The organism is Brevundimonas sp., assembly GCF_035999125.1.
Lineage (GTDB): Bacteria > Pseudomonadota > Alphaproteobacteria > Caulobacterales > Caulobacteraceae > Brevundimonas.
Genome location: NZ_DASYGX010000004.1, coordinates 1 through 26,973, shown reverse-complemented (window position 1 = coordinate 26,973; position 26,973 = coordinate 1). Strand labels below are relative to the sequence as shown.

Sequence of the window (26,973 nt, the reverse complement as noted above, 5' to 3'; positions counted from 1 at the left end):
TATGTCGCAGGTCGAGCTCGACAGGACGCAGGAGCGGTCCAATCCGGCCGACGACCTGGCGACCTTCTTCGAGGTGTCGCTGGACCTGCTGTGCATCCGCGACGACGCCCTGCGCTTCGTCCGCGTCAGCCCGTCCTGGACCGACGTGCTCGGCTGGAGCCCGCGTGAGCTGGAGGGGACCGAGATGCTGGCCCTGATCCATCCGGACGACCGGCCCTCGACCCAGGGCAAGATGGCCCTGATCCACGACGTCTCGGCCGACGGGCGGATCGTCGGCTTCGTCAACCGCTACCGACATCGGCTGGGACACCATCGGAACCTGGAATGGCGCGCCTGCCGCCACGGCGACAAGGTCTACGCCGTGGCGCGCGACGTCACCGACCGCCTGGCCGCCGAGCGCGCCCTGCACGAGGCCAAGACCGCCGCCGAGGCGGCCAGCCGCGCCAAGTCCGAATTCCTGGCCAACATGAGCCATGAAATCCGCACGCCCCTGAACGGCGTCATCGGCTTGGTCGACGTGCTGAGCCGGACCGAACTGTCGCCCATTCAGCAGGAATTGGTCGAACTGGTCCGCGCGTCGGGCGAGAACCTGGAGCGCCTGGTTTCGGACATTCTCGACGTGTCCAAGATCGAGGCGGGCCGGCTGGAGCTGGAGATGCGCCCCTTCGACCTGACGGAGGCGCTGGACGGCCCCTTGCAGATGCTGTCCGTCAAGGCGGCGGAGAAGGGCCTGGCCTTCGAGGTCGCCCGGGGCGACGCCGCCCACGGCTGGTTTCTGGGCGACGCTTTGCGCCTGCGTCAGATCCTGACGAACCTGCTGTCCAACGCCGTCAAGTTCACCGAGCGGGGCGGCGTCTCGGTCGAGATCGACCTCGTCGACCGGCCTGACGGCCCCGTCCTGACGCTGGACGTCCAGGACACCGGCGTGGGCTTCGCGCCGGAGGCGGCGCGCACCCTGTTCGACCGCTTCACCCAGGCCGACGGCTCCATCACCCGTCGTTTCGGCGGGACGGGCCTCGGGCTGTCGATCTGCCGCTCGTTGGCGGAGATGATGGGCGGCACGATCGGCGCCGTCTCCACGCCGGGCCAAGGCAGCCGCTTCAGCGTCCGCCTGCCCATGCCGATCGCGACGCCGCCGGCGCTTCAGGACGCGCGTGGCGATGTCGCCGCCGCCCGGGCCTTGCGAGTCCTCGTGGCCGAGGACCACCCCGTCAACCAGAAGGTCGTCACCCTGATGCTGGAGGCCTGCGGCTGCACCCCCGTCGTGGTCGCCGACGGCGCCCAGGCTTTGGCCGCCTTCCGTGAGGGAGGCTGGGATCTGGTGTTGATGGACATGCAGATGCCCGTCATGGACGGCCTGGCCGCGACCCGCGCCCTGCGCGCCTTCGAGGGCGCCGGCCCCCGCACGCCCGTGATCATGCTCAGCGCCAACGCGATGGAGGCCCATCGCCACGACGCCCTGGCCGCAGGCGCCGACCTGCACCTGTCCAAACCCATCACCGCCGCCGCCCTGATGGACGGGATCGCGAAGGTGACGCGCGACGGGTGATCGCTGCCGACCTCACTTCCCGAAGATGCTGTCCGGATACCAGTTCGGCCGGTCGTCCGCGTTCGCGATCCGCAGCGCCAGCGCCGTGATGAAGTCGTGCAGGCGGATCTCGTCGGCCACGCGCAGGGGCGTGGTCGTCATGTCGTCGGACGGCTTGTGATAGTGGGTCTCGTTGAACGTCCGGATCGTCGTCGCCTCCGGCGTGCCTGCGGCGAAGCCGAACTTGAACGCCACCGCCGGGATGCCCGCGGCGATGAAGGAATATTGGTCCGACCGGATGAAGCGGTTCTCGGCCGGGAAGGGATCGGGCGTCAGGGGCAGCCCCATCTCCGCGCTGACCGCCGCCGCATGGTCGCCGAAGGTGCTCTCCGTCGCTCCCAGCACGCTCACGCCCGTCAGAGGAATGATCGGCAAGGCCATGTCATAGTTCAGATTTCCGACGATGCTGTCGCGCGGCACCGTCGGATTGGCCACGAAGGCCTTGGACCCCAGCAGGCCCCGCTCCTCCGCCGTCACGATGACGAACAGGATCGACCGGCGGGGCTTGGCCGCGATCAGCTGCTCGGCGATGTCCAGCTGCGCCGCCACGCCGGACGCGTTGTCCAGCGCGCCGTTGTAGATGGCGTCCCCGTTCACCGGCTCGCCGATCCCATAGCCGTCCAGGTGCGAGGTCATGACCACGTACTCATCGGCCAGCTCCGGGTCGGAGCCCGGCAGCACGCCGATCACGTTGGGCGAGGTCACCGCCGTCTGCGTCGCCGCGAACCGCCCGCTCAGCCGCGCGTCCAGCGGAAACGACGTCTGCCGCGCCCCGGCGCGCGCGTCGGCCACGACCTGATCCAGCGACTTCGGCGCCCCGGCGAACAGTCCGGCGGAATGGTCGGGATGCAGGATGATCTCGGCGAAGGGTCGCTCGCCCGTGTCGGGGAAAAAGCCCGGCCGCGCCGCGCCGCGCGTCACGCCCGTCCACATGCCCGACGGATCGGCCTGCGGCGGCAGCAGGCTGATCGTGCCGACGGCCCCGCGCGCCATGATGCCCGCCGTTCGCTGTGCCCGCGCATGAGTCAGGGTCAGGCTGGGCATGCCGTTGGGCGCGCCGTTGACGAAGACGGCGATCTTGCCCGTCAGGTCCACTCCATCCAGGTCGCTGTACCCTTCGGACGGGATGTGCAGCCCATAGCCGACGAACACCAGCTCCGCGTCGATCGAGGCGGGCAGGGGCCGCCCCCCGCCCACGACCGCATCGGCCGGCATCGTCAGCGCGCGCTCGGCCTCGCCGACGGTCAGCACGGCGCTCGACCCCGCCTGATCGACCGTCTGTTCCACGAACCGGATCGGCTGATACCAGCCCCCGTCGATCCCGCCGGGCTTCAGACCCACGGCCTCCATCTCGGCGGCCACCCAGGCGGCGGCTCGGTCATACCCCGGCGTCCCGACCCGCCGGCCCTCCATGGAATCGTCGGCCAGCGCAGTCATCCGCTGCACCCATCGCTCGCCCCTGTCGACGCTCTGCGCCATCACGGGCGCCGCTCCCGCGGCCAGGATCAGGGCGGACAGACAGGCGGCGGCGGTCAGGCGCATGGGGGCACTCCTTCGGACTGACTCGCACTAGGCACGGGCCGGGCCGGAAAGGGAAGCCGGGTGGGCGTCTCAGCCGAACTCCACCAGCACGTCGTCGGCCGCCACCGGGTCCCCCGCCTTCGCCCCCACGGCCTTCACTGTGCCGTCGCGCTCGGCCTTGAGTATGTTCTGCATCTTCATGGCTTCGATTATCGCCACGGTCTCGCCGGCCTTCACCTCCTGACCGACCTCGACCGGCACGGCCACGACCAGGCCGGGCATCGGGCTCAGCACCAGTTTCGACGTGTCGGCGGCCTGTTTCTCCGGCAGGCGGGCGTACAGCTCCGCCACGCGCGGCGTCAGCACCCGCACCCGCGCCTTCGCGGCGCCCGACCGGATCGAGAAGCCGTCCGGCACGCGCGCCACCTCGGCGGTGAAGGGCACGTCGTCCAGCACGGCGCGGAACTGGCCCAGCCCCGGCCGCCATTCGATGTCCGACAGCCGCACCGACCGGTCCTCGCCGGCCAGCTCCAGCGTCAACGCCTCCTCGTCGTCATAGCCCAGCGACACGCCGTGAGGCTCTTTCTCTTGGCCGGGGCGGTCGATCAAAACGATCCAGTCCGTGCGGTCCGACGGGTCCTCCGCCTGCTCGGCCAGGATCTCGTTCATGGCCACGGCGGAGGCGATCATCACGTCCTTGCGCCGCCGATCGGGCGCCAGGCCGTGGAAGCCGTCGGGGAACTCGTCCTTGATGTAGCGGGTCGACAGCTGGCCCGACCGGAATCGCTCCTGCTCCATCACCGCGGCCAGAAAGGGCACGTTGTGCCCTAGGCCGGTCAGGTGCGTGTCCTCCAGGGCCCGCGCCATGCCGTCGATGGCCCCCTCGCGCGTCGGCGCCCAGGCGCACAGCTTGGCGATCATGGGGTCGTAGAACATGCTGATCTCGTCGCCCTCGCGGACGCCGGAATCGTTGCGCACGACGTAACCGTCCTGCTCGCCCTCCTCGGGCTGCTCATACCGGACCAGCCGACCGATCGACGGCAGGAAGCCGCGATAGGGGTCCTCGGCATAGATGCGACTCTCGATGGCCCAGCCCTCGATCTTCAGGTCCGACTGTTCGAAGGCCAGCTTCTCGCCCCAGGCCGAGCGGATCATCTGCTCCACCAGATCGACCCCGGTGATCAGCTCCGTCACCGGATGTTCCACCTGAAGACGCGTATTCATCTCAAGGAAATAGAACGACTTGTCCTGGCCCGCGACGAACTCGACCGTGCCCGCGCTGTCGTAGTTCACCGCCCTGGCCAGGGCCACCGCCTGCGCGCCCATGGCCATTCGCGTGGCCTCGTCCAAGAGCGGGGAGGGGGCCTCCTCGATCACCTTCTGGTTCCGCCGCTGGATCGAGCATTCGCGTTCGAACAGGTGGACTACGTTCCCGTGCTTGTCGCCCAGCACCTGGATCTCGATGTGCCGCGGATCGACGATGAACTTCTCAAGAAACACCCGGTCGTCGCCGAAGGCCGCCATCGCCTCGGCCTTCACCGCCGCGAACCCCTCGGCCATGTCGGCGTCGCTTTCGGCCACGCGGATGCCCTTGCCGCCGCCGCCGGCCGACGCCTTGATCATGACCGGCCAGCCGATCTCGCGGGCGATCTTCACCGCCTCTTCCGCCGTCTCGATCAGGCCCATGTGCCCCGGCACCGTCGACACGCCCGCCTCGGCGGCGAACGTCTTGGAGGTGATCTTGTCGCCCATGGCCTCGATGGCCTCAGGGTTGGGGCCGATGAAGGCGATGCCCTCGTCGCGCAGCCGCCGGGCGAAGCCCGCGTTCTCGGACAGAAAGCCGAAACCCGGGTGAACCGCTTCGGCCCCCGTCGCCTTCACCGCCTCGACGATGCGGTCGGCCAGCAGATAGGACTGCGCCGCCGGCGCCGGGCCGATCAGCACGCTCTCGTCGGCCATTTCGACCGCCAGCGATCCGGCGTCGGCTTCGGAGAAAACCTGCACCGTCGAAATGCCCATCTTCCGGCAGGTCTTGATGATGCGGACCGCGATCTCGCCGCGGTTGGCGATCAGGATCTTCTTGAACATGGGCTGAAAACGACGCTCGCTGAGCCTGAAACATTTGTGATCGTGCGGCCCCGATTAGGCCGCGAGCGTGTGGGAGTAAACCGGAACGCGGGTTCGCGCGAACGGCGTCCGGGGTTGGCAAGCCTCGCTTCGGACGCTTTAACGTCGCCCGCATTCCCCGGCCCCCTGACGGCCCGAACGGTTACCCGGAGTTTCCGAATGTCCTTTCGCCTGCTGACCGCCGCGTCCGCCCTCGTCATGACCCTGAGCGCCGCCGCGGCCCACGCGCAGGACTTCCGCGCCCTGGCCGTCCAGGATCTGACCAAGGCCGAGGAGGAGATCCGCCAGAACCATCCGGCGCTGACCACACAGGGCGTGTCGAACGACGCCTTCCGCAACTGGTTGAACACTGGACTGAGCCAGGCGCAGGGCTTCGCGCCGCGCGTCAACTCCGGCGACAGCCACGCCTATCTGATGCGCTACTACGCCAACGGCTTCCGGGATCCGAGCGTCCGCATCGATCCCACCTTCGACCTGCTGGGACCGTATTTCGCGACGTCCTGGGCCGGCGTGACCACCGGCTGGCGCGACGGAAAATACGTCGTCACCCACATCCAGCCGGGCACGCGCCGCGCGCCCCCCATCGGCGCCGTGGTCATGGAGTGCAACGGCATGCCGATTGAGGAGTTCGCCCAGCAGAAGCTGGACCTGTGGGAGGGCGACCTGACCACCGAGGCCGGTCGCGTCTACTCGGCGCCGTACCTGCTGTGGAACCGCAACAACCCCTTCACCCGCGGCGTGCCGCAGACCTGCAAATTCCAGCCGAACGGTCGCGGTCGCGGCCGTGACTTCGAGCTGCAGATCCAGCCGGTCAGCCCGCCGGCGATGGAGGCCGCCTATCGCGCCACCGTCTTCATGCCGGGCGCCCAGGCGTTGGCCATCGAGGACGCCGGCGGCCGCCCTTGGGTCCGCGTCAACACCTTGGCCGACGAGGCCGACTGGCGCACCTTCAACGCCTCGCTGGAAGGCGCCGTCGAAACCCTGCGCGGGCCGAACGGCTTCGTGCTGGACCTGCGCGCCGCCAGCCAGGACGAATACACCTCGCTGCGCCGGGCCTACGGCGTGGCCAATCGCATCTGGTCGCCGGAGTACACCGTCAGCCGCCAGCCGGCCGCCGAGTCGATCACCTACCGCGCCACGGCCGACAACCGCGCCTGGTTCGCCGACACCCTGGGCCGGATGGAGGGCGACGCCGCCTTCGCCGCCGAGAACCCGGCCGTGATCGAGGAGACCCGCGCCGTCGTGGCCGCCTTCGACGCCGCCCTGGCCGCCGGCCAGGACACCTTCAGCCTGCAGGGCCGCCCGGCCCCGGCCGACACCGGCGCCGCCAACCCGGTCCAGGGTCCGGTCGTCGTCCTGGTCGACCAGGGCTGCGCCGGCGCCTGCCTGGACCTGCTTGACCTGCTGGTGCAGCTGCCCAACGTCCGCATCGTCGGCACGCCGACCTCGGGCGGCTCGATCTTCGTGGAGCCGACCCTGCTGCGCCTGCCGTCGAACTACGCCGACCTGGAATACGGCCACAAGGCGTGGACCGGCCGGGCGCGCGGCCATCTCCAGCCGGTCACGCCGACGGTCGCCTACACGGGCAACCCGGCCGACGAGACCGCGGTCAAGGCCTGGGTCGCCACCTTGTTCTAAGCCTTTCCGGACGACGGGCGTCGCAAAAGGGGGCCGGCGGGGATGAAACCTCCGCCGGCCCTTCCCATGTCGAGGCCATGACCTTGTCCCCCTCCGGCTTCGACCTCACTCCGCCCACCGAAAGCCAGCGCGTCGCGCTGGAGGCCGACCTCTCGGCCGAGGAGCGGCGCGTGCTCCTGGCGCACGGCACCGAAGCTCCTTTCTGCGGCGTCCTCCTGGGCGAAAAGCGGCCGGGCGTCTTTAGCTGCCGCATGTGCGGCCTGCCCCTGTTCCGCGCGGGCACGAAGTTCGAAAGCGGCACCGGTTGGCCCAGCTTCACTCAGCCCGTCGACGAGGCCCACGTCCGCGCCGTCGAGGACCGGTCCTACGGAATGGTCCGGGTCGAGACCCGCTGTGCGCGCTGTGACTCGCATCAGGGCCACGTCTTCCCCGACGGCCCCCCGCCGACAGGGCTGCGCTACTGCATCAACTCCGTCGCGCTGCAGTTCGTGCCGGAAGGGGAGCGCCTGCCCGACCCGCTCGGCCGCGGCGACGGCATGGCCTGACCTTGGCCGCAATCGGGGCTAGTGTGGAAGGCGAACCGGAGACGCCTTCATGCTGATCGCCGCCCTGGCCCTGCTGCTCGACCCGACCGGCGCCCCGCAGGATCCGCCGCCACCGGCCGATCCGGTCATCCGCATCGATCCTCAGATCCAGTCGTGGCTGGACCGCAGTCCGGCTCGCGGCGGCGAGCGCGGCCCCATCTGGGACGACGACCGTTTCCATGGCGAGGTCTTCGTGGGCGTCGGTACGGGCGGCTGGCGCGCCTGGGGCGGGGAGATCACGACCCCGGTGGGGCAGGGCGGTCGCCTGACGGTTCAATATCGGGAATCGGAAAACGACGGCTGGCGCGGTCGCCGCTACGGCTATGACCCGTCATATTGGAGCGGAGGGCTCGGCGCCGACGACCGACCCCTTCATGGGTCCGATCGCCGGTACGAGAATGGTGCCGCCGGGCAGGATTGAACTGCCGACCTCAGCCTTACCAAGGATGCGCTCTACCACTGAGCTACGGCGGCGTGAAATCTGAGGAAGCGGCCGTATAGCGAAGGGGCCGGGCGGGGGGAAGCCCTCATTTAGGTCGATTTGCGATCCTCATTCGGCGAAGCTTGCGGCATGTCCGAAGACGACGCCGCCGACCAGCCCAAGCCCCCGAAGCCCGTCCCGACCGCCCGCGAGGCGCGCCTGGCTCAGGCCCTCCGCGCCAACCTGCGCCGCCGCAAGGCCCCGCCCGCGCCGCTGGCTGAAAGCGACGGCGCCGGAAGTTCATCCTGATCCTCCGCCCGTCGCCCTTTCGCAGTGCGGCACGGTCGCGCTAGAGAAGCCGATCCACCGGGCGTGATCCCGGCGCAACAGGATCGATATGGACCGCATCGCCATCCAGGGCCGCGCCCGACTGAACGGAAGCATTCCGATCAGCGGCGCCAAGAACTCCGCGCTCAAGCTGATGGCCGCGTCGATCCTGACCGACCAGCCGCTGCGCCTGACCAACATGCCGCGCCTGGCCGACACCAAATTTCTCGGCCGCCTGCTTCAGGCCCTCGGCGTCGAGGTGACTGAGAACGGGCACGGCGGCGAGCAGGAGACCCTGTTTCACGCCCGTGAGATCACCTCCACCTTCGCCCCCTATGATCTGGTCCGTCAGATGCGGGCCAGCTTCAACGTGCTGGGCCCCCTGCTCGCGCGCACCGGCCACGCCAAGGTTTCGCTGCCCGGCGGCTGCACGATCGGCGCGCGGCCGGTCGACCTGCATCTGGACGCGCTAAGCCGTCTGGGAGCCGCCATTCATCTGGAAGAAGGCTACGTCTCCGCCGTCGCGCCGAACGGCCTGCGCGGGGCCGAGATCGATTTTCCGTTCGTCTCGGTCGGCGCCACCGAACACGCCTTGCTCGCGGCCGTCATGGCGAACGGCACGACCGTCCTGCGTCGCGCCGCCATGGAGCCCGAGATCGGCGACCTGGCCCGCTGCCTGATCGCGATGGGCGCGAAGATCGAGGGCGTGGACACCGACGTCCTGACCGTCACGGGCGTGACCTCGCTGAACGGCGCCGACTGGGCCGTCATCCCGGACCGCATCGAGATGGGCAGCTTCGCCGTCGCCGCCGCCATGGCGGGGGGAGAGGTGCGCCTGACCCGCGCCCGCGCCGGGCTTATGACGGCCCTGACCGACAAGATGATCCAGGCCGGCGTCGAGGTCTCGCCCACCGACGACGGCGTGATCGTCCGCCGCGACCCCGCGGTCCGGCTCAAGGCCGTGGATCTGGAGACCGAGGTCTATCCCGGCTTCGCCACCGACCTGCAGGCCCAGTTCATGACGCTGATGACCCTGGCCGAGGGCGAGAGCCGCATCCGCGAGACCATCTTCGAGAACCGCTTCATGCATGCGCCCGAACTGGGCCGGCTGGGCGCCGACATCCACGTTCAGGCGGGCGAGGCGGTGGTCAGGGGCGTCGATCATCTGGTGGGCGCGCCCGTCATGGCCACCGACCTGCGCGCCTCCGTCAGCCTTGTCATCGCGGGCCTGGTGGCCGAGGGCCAGACCATCGTCGACCGCGTCTATCATCTGGACCGTGGCTTCGAGCGGCTGGAGGAAAAGCTGACGGCCTGCGGCGCCGACGTGCGACGGCTGAAGGGGGACGCATGACCGACGCCGACCCCGCGCCCGCCCCGCTGGAGCCCCTGCGTCTGCTGGCCCAGGACGAGGACGACCTGCAGATCATCTCCGCCGCGCTGCAGGATGCGATCCTGCGGCCGCGCGACGTGGTGTGGGAAAAGGCGGCGCGGCGGCTGACCGTGACGCTCAGCCGCTTCTGCTGGGAATGCGGCGGCACGCGCGTGGTCTCCGCGCTCCAGTTCGGCGACGTCCTTTCGGTCCAGAGCCGCCAGCTGCCGCGCGGCCCCGACGCCATGCTGGAACTGCTGGCGATCCATTTCGTCCCGACCGAGGCGCCGGGCGGCAAGGCCTTCCTGATGTTCGCCGGCGGCGGCGACCTGCGGGTCGAGGTCGAGTGTCTTGACGCCGTCCTGGCCGACCTGACCCCGCGCTGGAAGGCCCAGGCCCGCCCGGCCCACCCCGAGGCCGAGGCGGACTCGGAGATCGGCGCGTGACCGACCATCGTCTGGCCTCCGTGGAACTGGACGCCGAAAGCCTGGGTCCCGCGACGGCCGAGATGGAGCACGAGCGTCGCGTCGCCGTCTTCGATCTGGTGGAAAAGAACCACTTCGCCCCGGCCGGCGCCTTAGGCGGCCCCTACGCCCTGAAGATTTCGACCCTGGATGGCCGGCTGGTGCTGGACGTCTCGGGCCCCGACTACGCCCGCGTCCACGGCCTGTCCCTGACCCCGCTGAAGGGCCTGATCCGCGACTACGCCCGCATCTGCGACAGCTACTACGAGGCCCTGCGCGGCACCTCGCCCCAGCAGATCGAGGCCGTCGACATGGGCCGCCGCGGCCTCCACAACGAAGGCGCCGAGGCGCTGAAGGCCCGCCTCGAAGGCAAGATCGACATCGACCACGAAACGGCGCGGCGCCTGTTCACCCTCGTGTGCGCCCTGTTCCGGCGGGCGTGACGCCGAATCTCGACTTTCCGCCCCTTTTCGTGCATACGCGCCCACCTTCGAGCGTCGTCGCCCCGGCGCTGGAGTTTCCGCATCAGGGCGAGAGAGGCCAAATGGCTAAGGAAGAACTGCTCGAGTTTCCCGGCGTGGTCAGCGAACTGCTGCCCAATGCGACGTTCCGCGTGCTGCTCGAGGGGAACGACCACGAGATCATCGCCCACACCGCCGGCAAGATGCGCAAGAACCGCATCCGCGTGCTGGCCGGGGACAAGGTGCTGGTCGAGATGACGCCCTATGACCTGACCAAGGGCCGCATCACCTACCGCTTCAAGTAAGGGCGCGCGCCGTTGCGCCCCCAGCTGGTCCTGGCCTCGGCCAGCCCGCGCCGGCTGGAGCTGCTGGCTCAGATCGGCGTCGTGCCCGACCGCGTCGATCCCGCCGACGTCGATGAGACCCCTTTGAAATCCGAGACGCCGCCGCGCCTGGCCGAACGCCTGGCGCGGTCCAAGGCGCGCGTCGTCGCCGACCGCGCGCCCGACGCGATCGTGATGGCCGCCGACACGGTCGTGGCCGTCGGCCGCCGCCTGCTGGAAAAGCCCGCCGACGCGGCGGAGGCCGAACGCTTCCTGCGACTGCTGTCCGGCCGCAATCACCGCGTCTTCACCGGCGTGGCCGTGGCGCGGGGCGAGCGTCTGTCCGTCCGCGTGGTCGAGACCCGCGTGTTCTTCAAGCCGCTCAGCGACGCAGAGATCGCCGGCTACCTCGCCGGCGACGACTGGCGCGGCAAGGCCGGCGGCTATGCCATTCAGGGCCCGGCCGGCGCCTTCGTGCGCCGCATCGTCGGCAGCCATCCGGCCGTGATGGGCCTGCCGCTCTACGAGACGATGCAGCTTCTGACCGGCGTCGGTTGGACCCGGCCGTGAGCGAGGTCGAGGCCTGGCTGGACGAGACGCCGGGCGAGACCCGCGGCGCCGTCGCCCGCGACGGACGCTTCACCCATCTGCTGATCCACCGCGACGGCACGCCGCCCCAGCATCGGCTCGGCGCGCACGTCGTCGGGCGCGTGATCGAACGGGCGCGCGGCCTCGACGCCGCGTTCGTCGACCTGGGCTGCGACGGCCCGCCGGGCTTTCTGCCGGGCAAGTCCGGGGCGGTCGGCGAGAGGCTCGACCTGGAGGTCACGGCGGAACCTCGCGAGGCCAAGGGGCCGACCCTGCGCCGGATCGGGGCAGGGGAGGGCGTGCCGCGCCTGCTGTCGCCCGGTCCGACCGTGCGCGAAACCCTCGCCGCCCTGGCCCCCGGCGTGACGCCGATCGAAGACGCCGGGGCGATCCGCGCCGTGATCGAGGCCGGGCAGGAGGCTCTGACGGACCACGTCGCCGTTCCCGACCTGGGCCTCGACGTCGCCGTCCAGCGCACCCGCGCCCTCATCGCCGTCGATCTGGACCTCGCCGCCGACGCGTCGCGCGCCGCCCGCGACCGCGCGAATCGGCGGGGCCTTCAGGAGGCCGCGCGCCTGATCGGGCTCAAAGGGTGGGGTGGGCTGGTCGTGGTCGACCTGATCGGCGGGGCCCAGGACGGCGACAAGATCATGACCGCCGCCCGCGCCGCCTTCGACGGTCCTCAGGTCGCGTTCGGGCCCCTCAGCCGCTTCGGTCTCCTCCAGCTCAGCCTGCCGTGGAGCCGCACGCCGGTGGAGGAGGCCCTGCGCCGGGGCGGCGTCGACCTCTCCGCCGCCATCGCCGGCGTCCGCGCCCTCCGCCTGGCCTTGTTGGAAGATCGAGCCGCGCCCCGGCTCACACTCGTCATCACCCCCTCCGTCGCCGCCGTCGCAGCGCCGCTGGTCGCGCGTCTCGGCCCGCGCGCGGCGCTCCGTCAGGATGCGGTCTTCGCCCCGGACGCCCATATGGTCGTCGAGGACCGATCATGAGCGCCTGCCCCATCTGCCGCCGCGCCCCGGCGGACGCCAAATACCGCCCTTTCTGCTCCCGCCGCTGCGCCGATGTGGACCTGCAACGCTGGCTGGGCGGAGTCTACGCCGTCCCGGGAGAGCCGGTGGAAGAAGAAGCCCCCAAAGAGCCGCGTGAGGACTGACTTCGGAGCGCTGGACAAGCCCGCTCCGCCTCGCTACAGACCCCGCTCCCGCGAGGGAAGCGTGCGCCTGGGTAGCTCAGTTGGTAGAGCAGCGGATTGAAAATCCGCGTGTCGGTGGTTCGAATCCGCCCCCAGGCACCACCTCTCCGCGCGCCGCGCCGGGGCCTTCTTCACCAATCACGAAATTGTCGCTTTGTGCGGCCACGGTCACGATCGAACCGCGACGCTCCCGTGCCGGGAGAAAAGCGGGAACGCGGTCTTGACGGGCTGATATGGCTTCGTCAAAGCAGCTTGGCCCGAAACCGGCCCGACCCGAGCATCTCGGACGGCAACCGGTTGCGGGCGGACGCGTTGGAACCTTGGCCGCAGGCGAGGGAACCGGTGCGGTCACGAATTCACGGAACGCCGGACCCATCCGGGGTTTCATTGGTTTTCACGGGTCAGACCAACGCAGGAACTGGCGAAAAATGCTCGATAGCAAGAAGACGAACATCCTCCTCGCCATTGCCGGCGCCGCCGTGCTGATGGCCGCCTCGCCCGCGTTGGCTCAGGAAACGCCGGCTCCGGCCGCCGCCGAAGCCACCACGGCCGCCCCGGCTGCGGCTCCGGCCGAAGCCCCCGCCCCCGCCGCCGAAGATCCCGGCGCGGTCGGCGGCGAGTCGCACGGCAAGCTGACCGTCACCAGCATGTTCATGGAAGCCGACATCGTCGTGCAGGTCGTGATGATCGGCCTGCTGCTGGCGTCGATCTTCTCGTGGGCCCTGCTGCTCATCAAACTGTTCGAGTTCGGCGCCCTGAACGGCAAGACCGACCGCTTCCTGGAAGCCTTCCGCGGCGCCCGCACCATCGCCGACATGCGCCGCATCTCGACCTCGGACGAGTTCGAGGGCAACCCGATGGCCGACATGGCCGCCGCCGCCACCGAAGAGATCGAGCTGTCGCGCTCGGCCGGCCTGAACGTGGCGGGCGAGCACCGCGACTCGGCCGTGACCCGCGCCTCCTCGGCCGTCGCCGCCGTGCAGTCCGGCCTGGGCAAGCGCCTGTCGGGCGGCCAGCAGTTCCTCGCCTCGGTGGGTTCGACCGGTCCGTTCATCGGTCTGTTCGGCACCGTGTACGGGATCATGAACTCGTTCATCGGCATCGCGAACACCAACACCACCAACCTGGCCGTCGTGGCTCCCGGCATCGCCGAGGCCCTGCTGGCCACCGGCATCGGCCTGTTCGCGGCCATCCCGGCGGTTATCTTCTACAACTACTTCAACACCCGCATCGCGTCGTACGGCACCCGCGCCGACGGCTTCCAGGCTGAACTGCTGAACGCCATCTCGCGCCAGCTCGACAAGGGGGCGTAACCGGCATGGCCGCCAAACTGTCAGGCGGTAAGGGCAGCAAGTACCAGATCGAACAGAACAGCGAGATCAACGTCACGCCGTTCGTCGACATCATGCTGGTGCTGCTGATCATCTTCATGGTGGCGGCTCCGCTCGCCACCGTGTCGGTGGAGGTCGCGCTGCCCAAGGCCGTCGCCAAGCCGGCCCAGAACCCGCCGAAGCCGGTCTACATCTCGATCCAGCAGGACGGAGACGTCTTCATCGGCGACTTCCGGACCAACGTCGGCGAACTGGGGACGGAGCTGCAAAAGCAGCTCCCGAACCGCAACCCGGCGGACGAGCGGATCTTCATCCGCGCGGACCAGCAGACCCGCTACGGCGACTTCATGCAGGTCATGAACGCGCTGCAGGACAACGGATTCTACTCCGTGGCCCTGGTCGGCGAAGACGCGAACGAACAGTGAGGGGAGCCAGGACAGCATCATGACCGACACTCCCGTCACTCCACGGCGCAATCCGCTTCTCGACCCGCCTAAGTCCAAGGGCTTCCTGGGCGTGCCCCTGCCGGTCCTGATCGGCATCGGCATCTTCATCCTGGGCCTGCACGCCCTGATGTTCGCCTGGCTGGCGGCGCAGAAGTTCAAGCTCAAGGAGTTCAACTACGTCGACGAGTCGGTCGAGGTTGAGTTGATCGAGCCCATCCCGCCGCCGCCTCCGCCGCCGCCGCCGCCTCCGCCGCCGGACACGCCTCCGCCGCCGAAGCTGCAGATCCGCGAGCCGCAGATCGTCCCGAACGCTCCGCCGCCGCCGATCACCGTGCCGCTTGAAGCGACGAAGAAGGAAGACCGCGTCGAATACACCGCGCCGCCTGTGATCGTCCCCGGTCCGCCGCCGCCGCCGGCCCCGCCCGCTCCGGCCCGGCCCTCGGTGATCACCAACCCGCAGTGGTCGCGCCGTCCGCAGGTCACCGAGCGTGATTTCCCGGATCGCGCCATCTCCTCGGGCACCAGCGGCTCGGCCACCGTGCGTTGCACGGCCCAGGCCAGCGGTCGCCCGGCGAACTGCCAGGTCGTGTCCGAGGACCCCTCGGGTTACGGCTTCGGCCGCGCCGCGGTCCGCGTCGTCGAGCGGGGGCAACTGTCTCCGCGCACCGTCGACGGCGCCGCCCAGAACGCGTCGTTCACGGCGACGGTCCGCTTCCCGATCGCCGAAGAGTAGACGGCCAGGAACGACTTCCAAGGAACGCCCCGCGGTTCGCGCCGCGGGGCGTTTTTCTTGGCCGCGAACCCGCGCCGCCGTTCCGCGTTAAGTCGCCGACACGACACCATCGCTGGGGAGCTCAAGCATGCGCCGTTTCTTCCGTCCCGTTCCGCTGGCCATGGCCGGCTGCGTCGCCGCCCTGTCCGTGGGCGCGTGCGCCTACAACGAGGCCCTCGGGCGAAATCAACTGTTGATCGTCGATGACGCCGCCCTGTCGCAGCAGGCCGACGCCGCCTGGGCCGAGACCCTGCGCACCCAGCCCATCTCGCGCGACGCCGCCCTGAACGCCCGCGTCCGCCGCGTCGGCGACCGCATCGTCCAGGCCGCCGGCTTGACCGGCCGCGGTTGGGAGTACGCCGTCTTCGTCTCGGACAAGCCCAACGCCTTCGTCCTGCCGTCCGGCAAGATCGGCGTGACCACCTCGCTTCTGTCCCTGGTCCGCAACGACGACCAGTTGGCGGCGGTTTTGGGCCACGAGGTCGGCCACGTCGTCGCCCAGCACGCGGCCGAGCGCTATTCCTCGACCGCCCTGACCGCGATCGGCATTCAGGCGGCGCAAGGCGTCGCCGGCGACTATGGCCAGGCCGTGGGCGCACTCGGCGGCTTCGGCGCCCAGCTGGGCGTGCTTCTGCCCTTCTCGCGCCGCGACGAGCTGGAGGCCGACCGCCTGGGGGTCGACTACATGGTCCGCGCCGGCTTCCGCGCCTCGGAATCCGTCGCCCTGTGGCGCCTCATGGCCGCCCAGCGCCAGACCAACACCCCCGAGTTCGCCTCCACCCACCCGTCGGACTCCACCCGCATCGCCGAGCTGGAGGCCTACATCCGGGAGCGGGGGTACGCTTGAGGTCCTCAGCCCATCGTCATCGTCGGGCTTGACCCGACGACCAGACGGTCCGCACGCTGGGTGAATGGAACCCCGGCGCCCGCTGATCGCCACCTACATGCAGGCCAGCCGCCCGTTCGGCGTGATCTACGTCGGCATGACGGCGAACCTCTATGCGCGATCGACGCAGCACCGCGAACGGGCGACCAAGGGCTTCAGCAGCGACCGCAACTGTACCTTGCTGGTCTGGTATGAGTCCCATGAGCTCGTCGTCGACGCGCTTCGCCGTGAGAAGGCGCTCAAACGCTGGAACCGACCTTGGAAGATGCAACTGATCGAGCGGGCGAATCCGGACTGGGCGGACCTGTGGCCGTTCCTGTGCGACGGTGAGCCCGATCCAAGGGTCAAGCCCAGGGAGGAGGATGGCGTGGAGGCGTTTCTCGGCAGGCTCGACAGGGGCGAGATCGAGGAGCCTTAGACAGGACGGCGGCGGTTCGGACGAGCATGAAGGGCGGCACCGTGCGCGCGGAACGTCTGGTCCTCGGGTCAAGCCCGAGGATGACGGACGATTAAGAGTCGTGCTTCTTGATCCCCCCTCCCAAGCCCGCTACATCCGCCCCCTCGCGATGTCGCGCCGCCTTAGCTCAGTTGGTTAGAGCGCCGGTTTGTGGAGCCGGAGGTCCTCAGTTCAAGCCTGAGAGGCGGTACCATCCTTCCGGGGGGAACAGCGCATGACCGCCGCACCCCGGAGTCCGTCGTGGGATCCCGCCCAGTACGACCGTTTCGAGGCCGAGCGCGATCGGGCCGCGCTTGATCTGCTCGTGCGCCTGCCGTCCGATCTGGAGCCCCGCGTCGTCTGGGATCTCGGCTGCGGCACGGGCCGCCACGCCGCCCTGCTGAAGCGCCGCTGGCCCGACGCCGCCGTGCACGGGCTCGACCTTGACCCCGCGATGCTGGAAACCTGCCGCGCCCGGCCCGAGGACGTGACCTGGGTCCGGGGCGACGTCTCGACCTGGGCGCCCGACGGCCCCGTCGACCTGATCCTCGCCAACGCCAGCCTGCACTGGGCGCCCGATCACGAAGCCCTGTTTCCGGGTCTGGGCGCCACGCTCGCGGGCGGCGGCGTGCTCGCCGTCCAGATGCCGCTGCGCGCCGAGCCCCTCCACCACCGGGTCGTCGCCCGCGTCGCCTCGGACGGGCCCTGGGCCGACCGCCTCGCCGTCGTTCCCGCGCCGAACGATCCTCTCCCGCCCGAGGGCTACCACGACCTGCTCGCCCCGATCTGCGAGGAGGTGGACGTCTGGACCACCACCTATCTGCACGAGCTCCACGGCCCCGATCCAGTGCTGGAGTGGCTGAAGGGCGCGGGCCTGCGGCCGCATCTGGCCGCCCTGGCCGACGATCCCGACCTCAGCCGGGCCTTCCTGTCGGCGCTGGGCGCGGCGCTGGCCGACGCCTTCCCGGTCCGAGCCTCCGGCGCGGTGCTGCTGCCGTTTCCGCGGCTGTTTCTGGTGGCGCGTCGGGCGTGACCGGCTTCGGCCGACGCAGGTCGGTGACCGGCCCTTCCAACTCCGCCAGCGCCGCCTCGGCCGCCCGACGCCCGGCCTGAACCGCCACGTCGAACGCCTTCCAGTCGCGGATGTCCATGCCCTCGGGCTCCGGCTGGATCAGCAGATCCGCCCGCGCCCGCGCGTGCTCCAGCTCCGCGTCCGTCGTCAGGGTCGCGGCCCGCATCAGCACCCCCACGATCGGCGGCCCGCGCTTCCACGCGCCGGACGTCACCCATTTCCACCACGACGGCGGGTTGCGCAGTCCCTGCGGATCGACGCCGCGCGCCTGGCTCATGTCCACGCCGACGATCGGCCCGGCATTGAACTGGCGCATCACGGCGGTGGGGAAGTTGTCGATCACGGCCCCGTCGACCAGCACCTGCCCGTCCTGCACCACCGGCGGCATGACCCCGGGAATGCTGATCGTCGCCCGCATGGCGCGCTTCAGCGGCCCGGTCCGGTGCACCTCGATGCCCCCCCGCGTCAGGTTCGTCGACACGGCGAAGAAGGGCAGGGGCATGTTCGCCATCTCGACGTCGCCATAGGCCTCGTCCAGCAGACGCTCGACCTTCCTTGAGCGCGTCATGGCCACGATGGGGAAGGTGACGTCCGACAGCGGGTCGGACTCGACGAAGGCGCGTTTCAGCCGCGCCTCCAGCTCCGCCTGGCTCCACCCCAGCGCCGGGCCCGCCGCGACGATCGCTCCCATGGAGGCCCCGCCGACGAAGTCGAACGGCACGCCCGCCCGCCTGAGCACGTCGATCGCCCCCACGTGGGCATAGGCCCGCGCCCCGCCGCCCGACAGCACCAGCCCGACCGACGTCGCCGTCACCACCCGCGCCATGCGCTCCGCGTCGTTGGCGTCGCCGTCCTGCGCATGGAACCAGCGGCCGGGGTTCACCGCCTTCAGCCAGACCGGCGTGTTGGCCGGTCGCGGCATCCGCGCGTCGCGCAGCAGCAGCAGATCGGTCCGTCGCCGCGCCTCCAGCTGCGGATTGTGCGGCAGCTTCGATGTGTCCGGCGCGATCAGCGGATCGCCGACGACGAACAGCCGGTCCACCTGGCGCGCGCACAGGTTCGCCCACGCCGGCTCGTCCTTCTCGGCGACGTACAGGACATAGTCGTGGGCGTCCTCCACCCGCGTGAACCACTCCGCCACGCTGGCCAGGGCCGAATGGTCCACCACCTTGCAGGTGAAGCCCATCATCTCGATCGCGGCGCACAGCCGCTCGACGAAGGCCCGGATCGGCCTCGGCCGGGCGGAGATGAAGCCGAACACGCTGGGCTCTGCCGCGGCGCTCTTCTGGTCACGCGCCCGCCGGATCATCAGCCGCGACAGCTCGACCATCAGGTCCGGATGGCTGCGCGCCGTCTCGAAGAAGGCGTCGCGGGGCAGGGCCAGGATTTCGGAGTCCCTCAGGGCCACCACTTCGGCCGTGTGCGCCGTGCCGGCCAGCATGGCCATCTCGCCCACCGGCTCGCCCGGCCGCACCACGCCCAGGAACTGCGGCACGTCGCCGTCGCCCCCGAACACGCCCAGCCGCCCGGCGCGCAGCAGATACAGGGTATCGGCCGCGTCCCCCTCGGCGAACAGCCTCTCGCCGCCCGTCAGCGCGAACCAGCTGGCGCGGCTGGCGGCTTCCCGCGCGAACAGGTCATGCAGGGCGGCGTCCAGCGTGTCGCGGCGCGTGGGGCTCATGCAGGCATCTATGGCAGATTCCGCGTCGGGGTCACGAACGGTCAGGCTTGCGGGCCGGGCGATCCGTGTAGGGTGCGTCGGTCAACGGAGGGAAAGCCATGCGGTTCACCGGCATCGTCGCCATCGGGGCCCTGAGCCTCGCCGCCTGCGCGGGCGCCAACTCCACTTCGGACGTCATCGCCCGAAACGCCGCGCCCGGGCAGATCATTCAGGATCCGCCGCTGGCCGTTCCCCCGATCAACCCCCTCTACGCCAACCCCGGCGTCCCCGGTCACTGCCCGGCGACCCGCGGCGTGCTCCAGATCAGCGTCAGTCCCGCGATCGCGCGGCAGGGCCAGACCCTGACGGTGGGCGGAGTGGTTCACGACACCCAAAGCATGGGCCGGACACCTCTGCCCGCCGGCTGCCTGACGATCACCTCGGTCACTCCGGCCGACGCCGCTCGCCACGTGCCGGGAACCGAGCAGGTGGTCATTCTCGACGACGCTGCGCCCGGGCAGACGATCGCCGTTCTGGCGTCCTTCGGGTCCGTCGGGTCCGCCCGGCACGAGGTCCAGGTCGTCGGCCGCGACGAGGTCGTCCTGACCGGCACGTGGCGGCAGGATCGCGTGAAGTGCGATCCGGGCCGCGAGCCCGGCCAGCCGCTGGCCGAGCTGAAGTTCACCGACGACGGCAAGTTCGGCGCGACCTGGCAGCCGTTCGAAAGCTACGTCGACTACTGGGGCTCCATCGCCTTCGATCCGGCCACCGGTGCGGTCGCCCTGACGCCCACCGGCGGCAACTTCGTCCCGCCGCTTCTGGACACCGAGGGCAAGGCCCGCCTCGATGGCGAGCGCCGTCTGATCCTCGAAGGCGTCTATCTGGGCGACCGCAACGAACGGAACGGCGAACCCCGCATCGACCCGGCGACCGGCCAGTTCGTGGTCAATCCCGACGGCAGCCTGATCGTCGACCGCCCCGTCTGCACCTACGAGTTCATCAGGTGACGAACGTTCCTTCTCCCGCAAGGGGAGAAGGATCATCGCCCACTTTCCCTCCGCCGCCCGCCCGCCTAAACCCGGCGGATGCCCAAGCTGACCTCGTCCGTCGACAGGAACTCGCCCGCCTTCAAGGCGCTGGACGCCCACAATCGCGCCCTTCGCGACGAGCTCCGCGACCGCGTCGCCACGGCCGCCCGCGGGGGCTCGGACAAGGCGCGGGATCGCCACACCTCCCGCGGCAAGCTTCTGCCCCGCGACCGGGTCGAGCGCCTGCTGGACCCCGGCTCACCCTTCCTGGAGATCGGCCAGCTGGCCGCCTTCGGCATGTACGGGGACGAGGCGCCGGGCGCCGGCATGATCTGCGGCATCGGCCGCGTCTCGGGCCGCGAGGTCATGGTCGTCGCCAACGACCCGACGGTGAAGGGCGGCGCCTACTTCCCCATGACGGTGAAGAAGCACCTGCGGGCCCAGGAAATCGCTGAACAAAATCGTCTGCCCTGCGTCTATCTGGTGGACTCCGGCGGGGCCAACCTCCCGCATCAGGCCGAGGTCTTCCCCGACCGCGACCACTTCGGCCGCATCTTCTTCAACCAGGCCCGCATGTCGGCCCGCGACATCCCCCAGATCGCCTGCGTCATGGGCTCCTGCACCGCCGGCGGCGCCTACGTCCCCGCCATGTCGGACGAGACGGTCATCGTCCGGAACCAGGGCACCATCTTCCTGGCCGGCCCGCCGCTGGTGAAGGCCGCGACCGGCGAGGTCATCTCCGCCGAGGAGCTGGGTGGGGCCGAAACCCACGGCCGCAAGTCCGGCGTGGTCGACCACGTGGCCGAGAACGACGAGCATGCGCTGGAGATCGTCCGGTCAATCGTCGCCAACCTGAACACCGTCAAGGACGTGCCGCTGGACGTGCGCGAGCCGCGTCCGCCCGCCCTCGCGCCTGAGGACCTGTACGGCATCATCCCCGACGACGTCCGCGCCCCCTATGACGTGCGCGAGGTCATCGCCCGCACCGTCGACGGCTCGGAATTCGACGAGTTTAAGCGCGACTACGGCACCACCCTGGTCTGCGGCTTCGCCCGCATCTGGGGCTATCCGGTCGCCATCCTGGCCAACAACGGCGTGCTGTTCTCGGAAAGCGCGCTGAAGGGCGCCCACTTCATCCAGCTGGCCTGCAAGCGGAAGATCCCGCTGGTCTTCCTGCAGAACATCTCGGGCTTCATGGTCGGCGGAAAGTACGAGGCCGAAGGCATCGCCAAGAACGGCGCCAAGCTGGTCACAGCCGTCGCCTCGGCCGAGGTGCCCAAGTTCACCGTCCTGATCGGCGGCAGCTTCGGCGCCGGCAACTACGGCATGTGCGGCCGCGCCTACTCCCCCCGCTTCCTCTTCACCTGGCCCAACAGCCGCATCAGCGTCATGGGCGGCGAACAGGCCGCCAGCGTGCTCGCCACCGTCCACCGCGACGCCGACACCTGGAGCGCGGAGGACGCCGAGGCCTTCAAGGCCCCGATCCGCCAGAAATACGAGGACGAGGGCAACCCCTACTACGCCACCGCCCGCCTCTGGGACGACGGCGTCATCGACCCGGTCCAGACCCGCGACGTGCTGGGCCTCGCGATCTCGGCGAGCCTGAACGCCCCGATCCCGGACACGGACTTCGGCGTGTTCAGGATGTGACCTGCGCCGAGGGCTGGGGCGAGACCGATCACTAATGAACGTCTATTCGCATGCTGAACGGGGCGCATTGCCGGGAGCATCGCCGCAAATGTATCCCGCCATCTTGGCCGGATCGATTTCATAACCGTCGCTGCCTACGATCAGGTCCTCGCGGTGCGGAAGCGAGCCCGTCTGTGCGACCGGCACCCGCAGGATTTCGGGCCAGCGTTGGACCAGTCGTGCCATCAACCCATCGCGGAAACGACGGGCCAGTTCGGGATCGTCGCCTCGCGCGAAATGAATCCATGCGTGGCCAAGGTGAAACCTGTCGGAGACCTCGGCTTCGGTCTTGTGAAGATCACCCCCGCGAAAAATCGAGGCGTGGAGCGACCTGCGGAGGTCGGGGGACATCCTAGCCCAAGCCGCCATTTCCTCCGGCGTCTCAACTCTGACGTCGAGACAGTGCACTGCCGCCTCGGCAGCGATTATCGTCAGAAAGTCGGCTCGGTCCTGCGCGGTTGGGAGCGGCACTTCGTAAGCAGCCACGGTTCGCTGGCTTGCCGGCTGTGGGACGGGTCTGCTCGCCCAGAAGCATCCTGAGGGCAGCGAGATGGCAAGCAACGCCGCAACCGTCGTGACGATCGGGAAGCGCGACGTTTCGCGTTGTTGCGAGACCTTTCGCCGGCGGCGCACCAAACGCCAGACCAGCCAGACCAAAACCGTGCCGACAGCCGTCACCACAGCGGCAAAGCCGAGCACCCCGGGAATGATGAAGATGATTTCACCGCCCATGCCGATACTCCGCCCTGAATTCGAGCTTTCGTCCAGTGAGCGGCGTCAACTTGACCTCACCCCGCCCGCAGCACCTTCTCCATCGCCTTCCCCCTACCCACCTCGTCGACCAGTTTGTCCAGCCGACGCAGCTCCTGCATGAAGGGGTCCTCGATCTCCTCCACCCGGTGGCCGCAGATCACGCCCGTCACCAGCACGCGGTTCGGGTTCATCGCCGGGGCGCGGTCGAAGAAATCCTGGAACGTCGTCCCGTCGGCCAGCAGGGCGTCGACCTGCGCCTGCGAATAGCCCGTCAGCCAGCGGATCACCTGATCCACTTCCGCCCGCCCGCGCCCCGCCTTCCCGGCCTTGCGCACATAGTGGACGTGCACGCTCGCCACGCTGATCCCGCGGATGCGCTCCTCGGCCTTCGTCGCCATCGTCAAGCTTCCCTGTCCCCTTCGGCCCTCCGCGCGTTATAGGCCACGCCAGCGCAGGAGACGAACCATGGCCAAAGCCCCCACCGACGCCGACCTGAACGCCCTGGACGTCACCGACGCCGAGGCCGCCGAGATCAACGCCATCTCCCACCCTCTGCTGGCCGACCCGGCGCCCGACGCGAACGACGACCTGGTCCAGATCCGCTCCACCGCCGACGGCGTGGTGTTCGTCACCATCAACCGGCCGCAGAAGAAGAACGCCTTCGACGCCGCGACCATCGCCGCCCTGCATGAGGCGTTCGAGACCCTGCACGGCGCCGACCACGTCCGCGTCGTCTTCCTGCGCGGCGCGGGCGGCACCTTCTGCGCCGGGGCCGATCTGGAATGGATGCGCGACGCCGTCGACTGGTCCGAAAGCGACAACCGCGACGACGCCATGGGTCTGGCCCGGATGCTCAAGGCCCTGCACGACGTCCCGGCCCTGACCGTCGCCCTGGTCGAGGGCGCGGCCATGGGCGGGGGCGCCGGCCTGGTCGCCGCCTGCGACATGGCCGTGGCGGTCAAGGGCGCGAAGTTCGCCTTCAGCGAGGTCAGGCTGGGCCTGATCCCCGCCACCATCGCCCCCTATGTGATCGAGGCCGTCGGCCCCCGCGCCGCGCGCCGCCTCTTCGCCACCGCCGAACTGTTCGACGCCGACGCCGCCCGCGACTTCGGCCTGGTCGACCGCGTCCTGCCCTCCGCCGACGCCCTGGACGGCCTGATCGCCGAGCTGTCCGCCGCCATGCGCGCCAATGCCCCCGGCGCCGTGGGCGACGCCAAACGCCTGGTCCACCACGTCGCGGGCCACAAGCTGGACTCCGGCCTGATGGACGACACCGCCCGCCGCATCGCCCGCGCCCGCGTCTCGGACGAGGGCCAGGAAGGCGTCCGCGCCTTCCTCGACAAGCGCAAGCCCCGCTGGGCGGAGTAGAATCTCCTTCTCCCCTTGCGGGAGAAGGTGGCAGGCGAAGCCTGACGGATGAGGGGTCGCACCGGCGGCTCGAGGAAGTTTGCGGGTGACGGTCGAGGTCCGTGAGACCCCTCATCCGACCCGCTGCGCGGGCCACCTTCTCCCGCAAGGGGAGAAGGGTTAGGGAAAGCCCATGTTCAAGTCCATCCTGGTCGCCAATCGCGGCGAGATCGCCTGCCGCGTCTTCCGCACCGCCCGCCGCATGGGCCTCCGCACGATCGCGGTGTACTCAGAGGCCGACGCCGCCGCCCTGCACGTGCGCGAGGCGGATCAGGCCGTCCTGATCGGCCCGGCCCCCGCGCGCGACAGCTATCTGGACGCCGCCAAGGTGCTGCAGGCGGCGAAGGACACGGGGGCGGAGGCCATCCACCCCGGCTACGGCTTCCTGTCCGAAAACGCCGACTTCGCCGAGGCGGTCGAGGCCGCCGGCCTCGTCTGGATCGGGCCCAAGCCCGCGTCGATCCGCGCCATGGGTCTGAAGGACGCGGCCAAGAAGCTGATGATCGCGGCGGGCGTGCCCGTCACCCCCGGCTATCAGGGCGAGGACCAGTCGATCGAGACCCTGACGGCCGAGGCCCACAGCATCGGTTTCCCCGTCCTGATCAAGGCCGTCGCCGGCGGCGGCGGCAAGGGCATGAAGCTGGTCGAACGCGCCGAGGACTTCGCCGACGGCCTGGCCTCGGCCCAGCGCGAGGGCCAGTCCTCCTTCGGCGACCCGCGCGTCCTGATCGAGAGCTACATCACCCGCCCGCGCCACATAGAGGTGCAGGTCTTCGGCGACGGCCGGGGCGAGGTCGTCCACCTGTTCGAACGCGACTGCTCCCTGCAACGCCGCCACCAGAAGGTGATCGAGGAGGCGCCGGCCCCCGGCATGGACGCGGCCACCCGCGAGGCCGTCACCGCCGCCGCCGTCCGCGCGGCGAAAGCCGTCGACTATCGCGGCGCCGGCACCATCGAGTTCATCGCCGACGCCTCGGACGGCCTGCGCGCCGACCGCATCTGGTTCATGGAGATGAACACCCGCCTGCAGGTGGAGCACCCGGTCACCGAGGCCATCACCGGCGTCGATCTGGTCGAATGGCAGTTCCGCGTGGCGGCGGGCGAGCCGATCCCGCTGAAGCAGGAAGACCTGTCCATCACCGGCTGGGCCATGGAGGCCCGCCTCTACGCTGAGGACCCCGCGACTGGCTTCCTGCCCAGCATCGGCAAGCTGGATCACTTCCGGCTGCCGGAGGAGGGCGTCCGCGTCGACACCGGCGCGTATGAAGGCGGCGAGGTCAGCCAGTTCTACGACCCCATGATCGCCAAGCTGATCGTGCATGAAGACACGCGCGAAGCCGCAGCCCAGGCGCTGGCCGACGCCTGCGCCCAGGTCGAGGTCTGGCCCGTCCGCACCAACGCCGGCTTCCTCGTCCGCTGCCTCGAACACCCCCGCTTCGTCTCGGGCGACGTCGACACCGGCTTCATCGCGGCGGAGGGGGAGGGGCTCATCCCGTCCGCGCCGTCGCACGCTGCAGCCACCGCCGCCTTGGTGCTTGCGGCCGACGGCCAGCACTTTGGCCCACACGGATCTAGCGGTTCCCCGTGGGAGTCGGACGCCGACGGCATCATGGGCTTTCGGATGAACGCCGCCTCGCGGTCGCGCTTCTCCGCAGTGGTGGGCGGCCGGGTGATCGACGGTTCGGTCCTGTCGAATCAGAGTGGTGACTTTGCTTGGCGCGTATCAGTCGGAGACCGCGAACCGGTCGTGGCTCGGAGTGACTACCGGAGCGTGGTCGTCGCCAACGACGTGTCGGTCGGATGGGCGGAAAGTGTCGGGGAAAACCTAGGCGTCCTATTTGATCGTGGCTCCGCTTGGCTCGTCGATAATGTTCAGTGGGCGGGCAATCATGGCTCCGCCGCCGCCTCCGACGGCGCCCTGCGCGCCCCCATGCCCGGCAAGATCGTCTCCGTCCCGGTCAAGGCCGGCGACGCCGTCAACAAGGGTCAGCCCGTTGTGGCGCTGGAGGCCATGAAGATGGAACACGCCCTGACCGCCCCCTTCGACGGCGTGGTCGAGGCCATCAACGTGACCGCAGGCGATCAGGTCGCCGCCGACGCCGTCCTGGCGGTCGTCGCCAAAGGAAGCCGATCATGAAGACTCTGGTCTCGCTCGCCGTCACCGCCGCCCTGGCCTGCGCCCCGTCGCCGGCGTTCGCCCAGGACCCGCCCCTGCCCAAGAACGCGCAGGACGCGGCCGATCTTCAATGCCTCGCCCTGATCGTCGTCATCATCGGCATGGACGAAAGCCTGGGAGAACAGATGGCGCTGGGCGCCTTCTATTATCTGGGGCGGCTGGAGGGGCGCACGCCCGGCGTCGACTGGGTCGAGGCCGCCCTGCGCTACACCGAAAACGTCGACGGGGAGACTCTCTTCGCCCCGCAGCAGCGCTGCGGCGAGGAGCTGATGGCCAAGGGCGAGCACATGATCCGCCTTGGTCAGCAAAAGGTCCCCTGACGGGTTTCGGCGTCTTCGCCGCGAGGGCGAAGGCCGATGCGTCGGCATGGGGTATGAAGTTGTGACGACTTCTCCCGGGTTTCCTCGCCCTTTCAACGCGGTGCGTTTTTCCATCCGCGACTTTCCGACGTCGGTTTGGGCGTGGGGCAGCATCTGGGGGTTCCGTCGCGGGGGAGGGCGCAAGGCCTTGCGAGCTTGTCGCGGCGGGAGCGGTTCGAGCGGGGGGCTCGACGGGCGCATGCGCCCGGAGAGCCCGGTGCCGGCTCCATCGTTCGACCACGGACCTCGCGGCCCTCAAGCAGCGAGCGCCCGCGGCGCGAGCGATAGGGCCAAAAAAGAGCATCATGGCGCGTCACGGGAAGGCGCGCGTCCGGGTCCGGGGTTCGCAAGTCTC

28 protein-coding genes and 3 tRNA genes are annotated in these 26,973 nt (G+C 69.9%); 25 read left to right on the top strand and 6 right to left on the bottom strand.

What is annotated here, in order from left to right:
• Position 1 precedes the first annotated feature (1 nt).
• Positions 2-1,549, top strand: a complete 1,548-nt coding sequence (locus VGN45_RS01830; RefSeq protein WP_327458694.1) for an ATP-binding protein — start codon at positions 2-4, stop codon at positions 1,547-1,549.
• 12 nt (positions 1,550-1,561) lie between these two features.
• On the opposite strand, the gene VGN45_RS01825 is transcribed toward VGN45_RS01830, so the two are convergent.
• Both VGN45_RS01825 and VGN45_RS01820 read right to left on the bottom strand, forming a co-directional pair.
• Positions 1,562-3,130, bottom strand: coding sequence for a M28 family peptidase (locus VGN45_RS01825; RefSeq protein WP_327458692.1), 1,569 nt, complete (start codon positions 3,128-3,130; stop codon positions 1,562-1,564).
• A gap of 69 nt (positions 3,131-3,199) precedes the next feature.
• Positions 3,200-5,197 (bottom strand): acetyl/propionyl/methylcrotonyl-CoA carboxylase subunit alpha, encoded by a 1,998-nt coding sequence (locus VGN45_RS01820; RefSeq protein ID WP_327458690.1) that lies wholly within the window; start codon positions 5,195-5,197, stop codon positions 3,200-3,202.
• A gap of 198 nt (positions 5,198-5,395) precedes the next feature.
• Here VGN45_RS01820 and VGN45_RS01815 point away from each other — a divergent pair, with 198 nt between their 5' ends.
• From VGN45_RS01815 to VGN45_RS01805, 3 genes are all read left to right on the top strand, one after another.
• Positions 5,396-6,874, top strand: coding sequence for a hypothetical protein (locus VGN45_RS01815; protein ID WP_327458688.1), 1,479 nt, complete (start codon positions 5,396-5,398; stop codon positions 6,872-6,874).
• Positions 6,875-6,951: 77 nt separating this feature from the next.
• The gene (msrB, locus tag VGN45_RS01810; RefSeq protein ID WP_327458686.1) at positions 6,952-7,419 is read left to right on the top strand and encodes a peptide-methionine (R)-S-oxide reductase MsrB; all 468 of its coding nucleotides are present in this window, start codon (positions 6,952-6,954) and stop codon (positions 7,417-7,419) included.
• 49 nt (positions 7,420-7,468) lie between these two features.
• A complete protein-coding gene (locus VGN45_RS01805) occupies positions 7,469-7,879 on the top strand; it encodes a hypothetical protein (RefSeq protein WP_327458684.1) in 411 nt (136 codons plus the stop codon).
• Here the strand turns inward: VGN45_RS01805 and VGN45_RS01800 are convergent.
• A tRNA-Thr gene (locus tag VGN45_RS01800) sits at positions 7,858-7,932 on the bottom strand. The genes VGN45_RS01805 and VGN45_RS01800 overlap by 22 nt on opposite strands.
• A 97-nt stretch (positions 7,933-8,029) precedes the next feature.
• Here VGN45_RS01800 and VGN45_RS01795 point away from each other — a divergent pair.
• The 16 genes from VGN45_RS01795 to VGN45_RS01720 all read left to right on the top strand — a co-directional run bounded on the left by VGN45_RS01795 (position 8,030) and on the right by VGN45_RS01720 (position 17,507).
• Positions 8,030-8,188: a hypothetical protein gene (locus tag VGN45_RS01795; RefSeq protein ID WP_327458682.1), complete on the top strand. Its 159-nt coding sequence runs from the start codon at positions 8,030-8,032 to the stop codon at positions 8,186-8,188.
• Between the two features lie 88 nt (positions 8,189-8,276).
• Positions 8,277-9,557 (top strand): UDP-N-acetylglucosamine 1-carboxyvinyltransferase, encoded by a 1,281-nt coding sequence (murA, locus tag VGN45_RS01790; RefSeq protein WP_327458680.1) that lies wholly within the window; start codon positions 8,277-8,279, stop codon positions 9,555-9,557.
• Positions 9,554-10,021, top strand: a complete 468-nt coding sequence (locus tag VGN45_RS01785; RefSeq protein ID WP_327458678.1) for a DUF2948 family protein — start codon at positions 9,554-9,556, stop codon at positions 10,019-10,021. The genes murA and VGN45_RS01785 overlap by 4 nt, the downstream gene beginning before the upstream one ends.
• Positions 10,018-10,482: a UPF0262 family protein gene (locus VGN45_RS01780; protein ID WP_327458676.1), complete on the top strand. Its 465-nt coding sequence runs from the start codon at positions 10,018-10,020 to the stop codon at positions 10,480-10,482. Before VGN45_RS01785 ends, VGN45_RS01780 begins: the two co-directional genes overlap by 4 nt.
• A gap of 101 nt (positions 10,483-10,583) precedes the next feature.
• The gene (infA, locus tag VGN45_RS01775; RefSeq protein WP_013269122.1) at positions 10,584-10,805 is read left to right on the top strand and encodes a translation initiation factor IF-1; all 222 of its coding nucleotides are present in this window, start codon (positions 10,584-10,586) and stop codon (positions 10,803-10,805) included.
• Positions 10,806-10,817: 12 nt separating this feature from the next.
• A complete protein-coding gene (locus tag VGN45_RS01770; protein WP_327458673.1) occupies positions 10,818-11,393 on the top strand; it encodes a Maf family protein in 576 nt (191 codons plus the stop codon).
• A complete protein-coding gene (locus VGN45_RS01765) occupies positions 11,390-12,400 on the top strand; it encodes an RNA-binding protein (RefSeq protein ID WP_327458671.1) in 1,011 nt (336 codons plus the stop codon). Before VGN45_RS01770 ends, VGN45_RS01765 begins: the two co-directional genes overlap by 4 nt.
• Positions 12,397-12,564: a DNA gyrase inhibitor YacG gene (locus VGN45_RS01760; RefSeq protein WP_327458669.1), complete on the top strand. Its 168-nt coding sequence runs from the start codon at positions 12,397-12,399 to the stop codon at positions 12,562-12,564. Before VGN45_RS01765 ends, VGN45_RS01760 begins: the two co-directional genes overlap by 4 nt.
• Before the next feature lie 65 nt (positions 12,565-12,629).
• Positions 12,630-12,705 (top strand) — tRNA-Phe (locus VGN45_RS01755).
• A gap of 326 nt (positions 12,706-13,031) precedes the next feature.
• Entirely contained in the window at positions 13,032-13,916 is an 885-nt protein-coding gene (exbB, locus tag VGN45_RS01750; protein ID WP_327458667.1) for a tonB-system energizer ExbB, read from the top strand.
• 5 nt (positions 13,917-13,921) lie between these two features.
• Positions 13,922-14,359 carry a biopolymer transporter ExbD gene (locus VGN45_RS01745; RefSeq protein ID WP_327458665.1) on the top strand — a complete coding sequence of 146 codons (438 nt, stop codon included), beginning with the start codon at positions 13,922-13,924 and terminating at the stop codon, positions 14,357-14,359.
• A gap of 19 nt (positions 14,360-14,378) precedes the next feature.
• Positions 14,379-15,113, top strand: a complete 735-nt coding sequence (locus VGN45_RS01740) for a TonB family protein (RefSeq protein ID WP_327458663.1) — start codon at positions 14,379-14,381, stop codon at positions 15,111-15,113.
• A gap of 127 nt (positions 15,114-15,240) precedes the next feature.
• Positions 15,241-15,999, top strand: a complete 759-nt coding sequence (locus tag VGN45_RS01735) for a M48 family metallopeptidase (RefSeq protein ID WP_327458661.1) — start codon at positions 15,241-15,243, stop codon at positions 15,997-15,999.
• 64 nt (positions 16,000-16,063) lie between these two features.
• On the top strand, positions 16,064-16,456 hold the full coding sequence (locus VGN45_RS01730) for a GIY-YIG nuclease family protein (RefSeq protein WP_327458659.1): 393 nt from the start codon (positions 16,064-16,066) through the stop codon (positions 16,454-16,456).
• A gap of 155 nt (positions 16,457-16,611) precedes the next feature.
• Positions 16,612-16,688, top strand: a tRNA-His gene (locus VGN45_RS01725).
• Between the two features lie 21 nt (positions 16,689-16,709).
• The gene (locus VGN45_RS01720) at positions 16,710-17,507 is read left to right on the top strand and encodes a methyltransferase domain-containing protein (RefSeq protein ID WP_327458657.1); all 798 of its coding nucleotides are present in this window, start codon (positions 16,710-16,712) and stop codon (positions 17,505-17,507) included.
• On the opposite strand, the gene VGN45_RS01715 is transcribed toward VGN45_RS01720, so the two are convergent.
• Positions 17,389-19,227, bottom strand: coding sequence for a patatin-like phospholipase family protein (locus VGN45_RS01715; protein WP_327458655.1), 1,839 nt, complete (start codon positions 19,225-19,227; stop codon positions 17,389-17,391). The two genes, VGN45_RS01720 and VGN45_RS01715, sit on opposite strands and share 119 nt — an antisense overlap.
• A gap of 98 nt (positions 19,228-19,325) precedes the next feature.
• Between VGN45_RS01715 and VGN45_RS01710 the strand changes: the two genes are divergently transcribed.
• Together VGN45_RS01710 and VGN45_RS01705 are read left to right on the top strand one after the other, a co-directional pair.
• A complete protein-coding gene (locus VGN45_RS01710; protein ID WP_327458653.1) occupies positions 19,326-20,213 on the top strand; it encodes a hypothetical protein in 888 nt (295 codons plus the stop codon).
• A gap of 78 nt (positions 20,214-20,291) precedes the next feature.
• Positions 20,292-21,884: a carboxyl transferase domain-containing protein gene (locus VGN45_RS01705; protein WP_327458651.1), complete on the top strand. Its 1,593-nt coding sequence runs from the start codon at positions 20,292-20,294 to the stop codon at positions 21,882-21,884.
• Between the two features lie 42 nt (positions 21,885-21,926).
• Here VGN45_RS01705 and VGN45_RS01700 read toward each other — a convergent pair whose 3' ends face one another.
• Together VGN45_RS01700 and VGN45_RS01695 are read right to left on the bottom strand one after the other, a co-directional pair.
• Entirely contained in the window at positions 21,927-22,655 is a 729-nt protein-coding gene (locus VGN45_RS01700; RefSeq protein ID WP_327458649.1) for a hypothetical protein, read from the bottom strand.
• 56 nt (positions 22,656-22,711) lie between these two features.
• Entirely contained in the window at positions 22,712-23,074 is a 363-nt protein-coding gene (locus VGN45_RS01695; protein ID WP_327458647.1) for a DUF2200 domain-containing protein, read from the bottom strand.
• 67 nt (positions 23,075-23,141) lie between these two features.
• Between VGN45_RS01695 and VGN45_RS01690 the strand changes: the two genes are divergently transcribed.
• The 3 genes from VGN45_RS01690 to VGN45_RS01680 all read left to right on the top strand — a co-directional run bounded on the left by VGN45_RS01690 (position 23,142) and on the right by VGN45_RS01680 (position 26,579).
• A complete protein-coding gene (locus VGN45_RS01690; RefSeq protein WP_327458645.1) occupies positions 23,142-24,044 on the top strand; it encodes an enoyl-CoA hydratase-related protein in 903 nt (300 codons plus the stop codon).
• 172 nt (positions 24,045-24,216) lie between these two features.
• On the top strand, positions 24,217-26,220 hold the full coding sequence (locus VGN45_RS01685) for an acetyl/propionyl/methylcrotonyl-CoA carboxylase subunit alpha (RefSeq protein WP_327458643.1): 2,004 nt from the start codon (positions 24,217-24,219) through the stop codon (positions 26,218-26,220).
• Complete coding sequence (locus VGN45_RS01680) at positions 26,217-26,579, top strand: hypothetical protein (protein WP_327458641.1); 363 nt, start codon at positions 26,217-26,219, stop codon at positions 26,577-26,579. Before VGN45_RS01685 ends, VGN45_RS01680 begins: the two co-directional genes overlap by 4 nt.
• Positions 26,580-26,973: the final 394 nt, after the last annotated feature.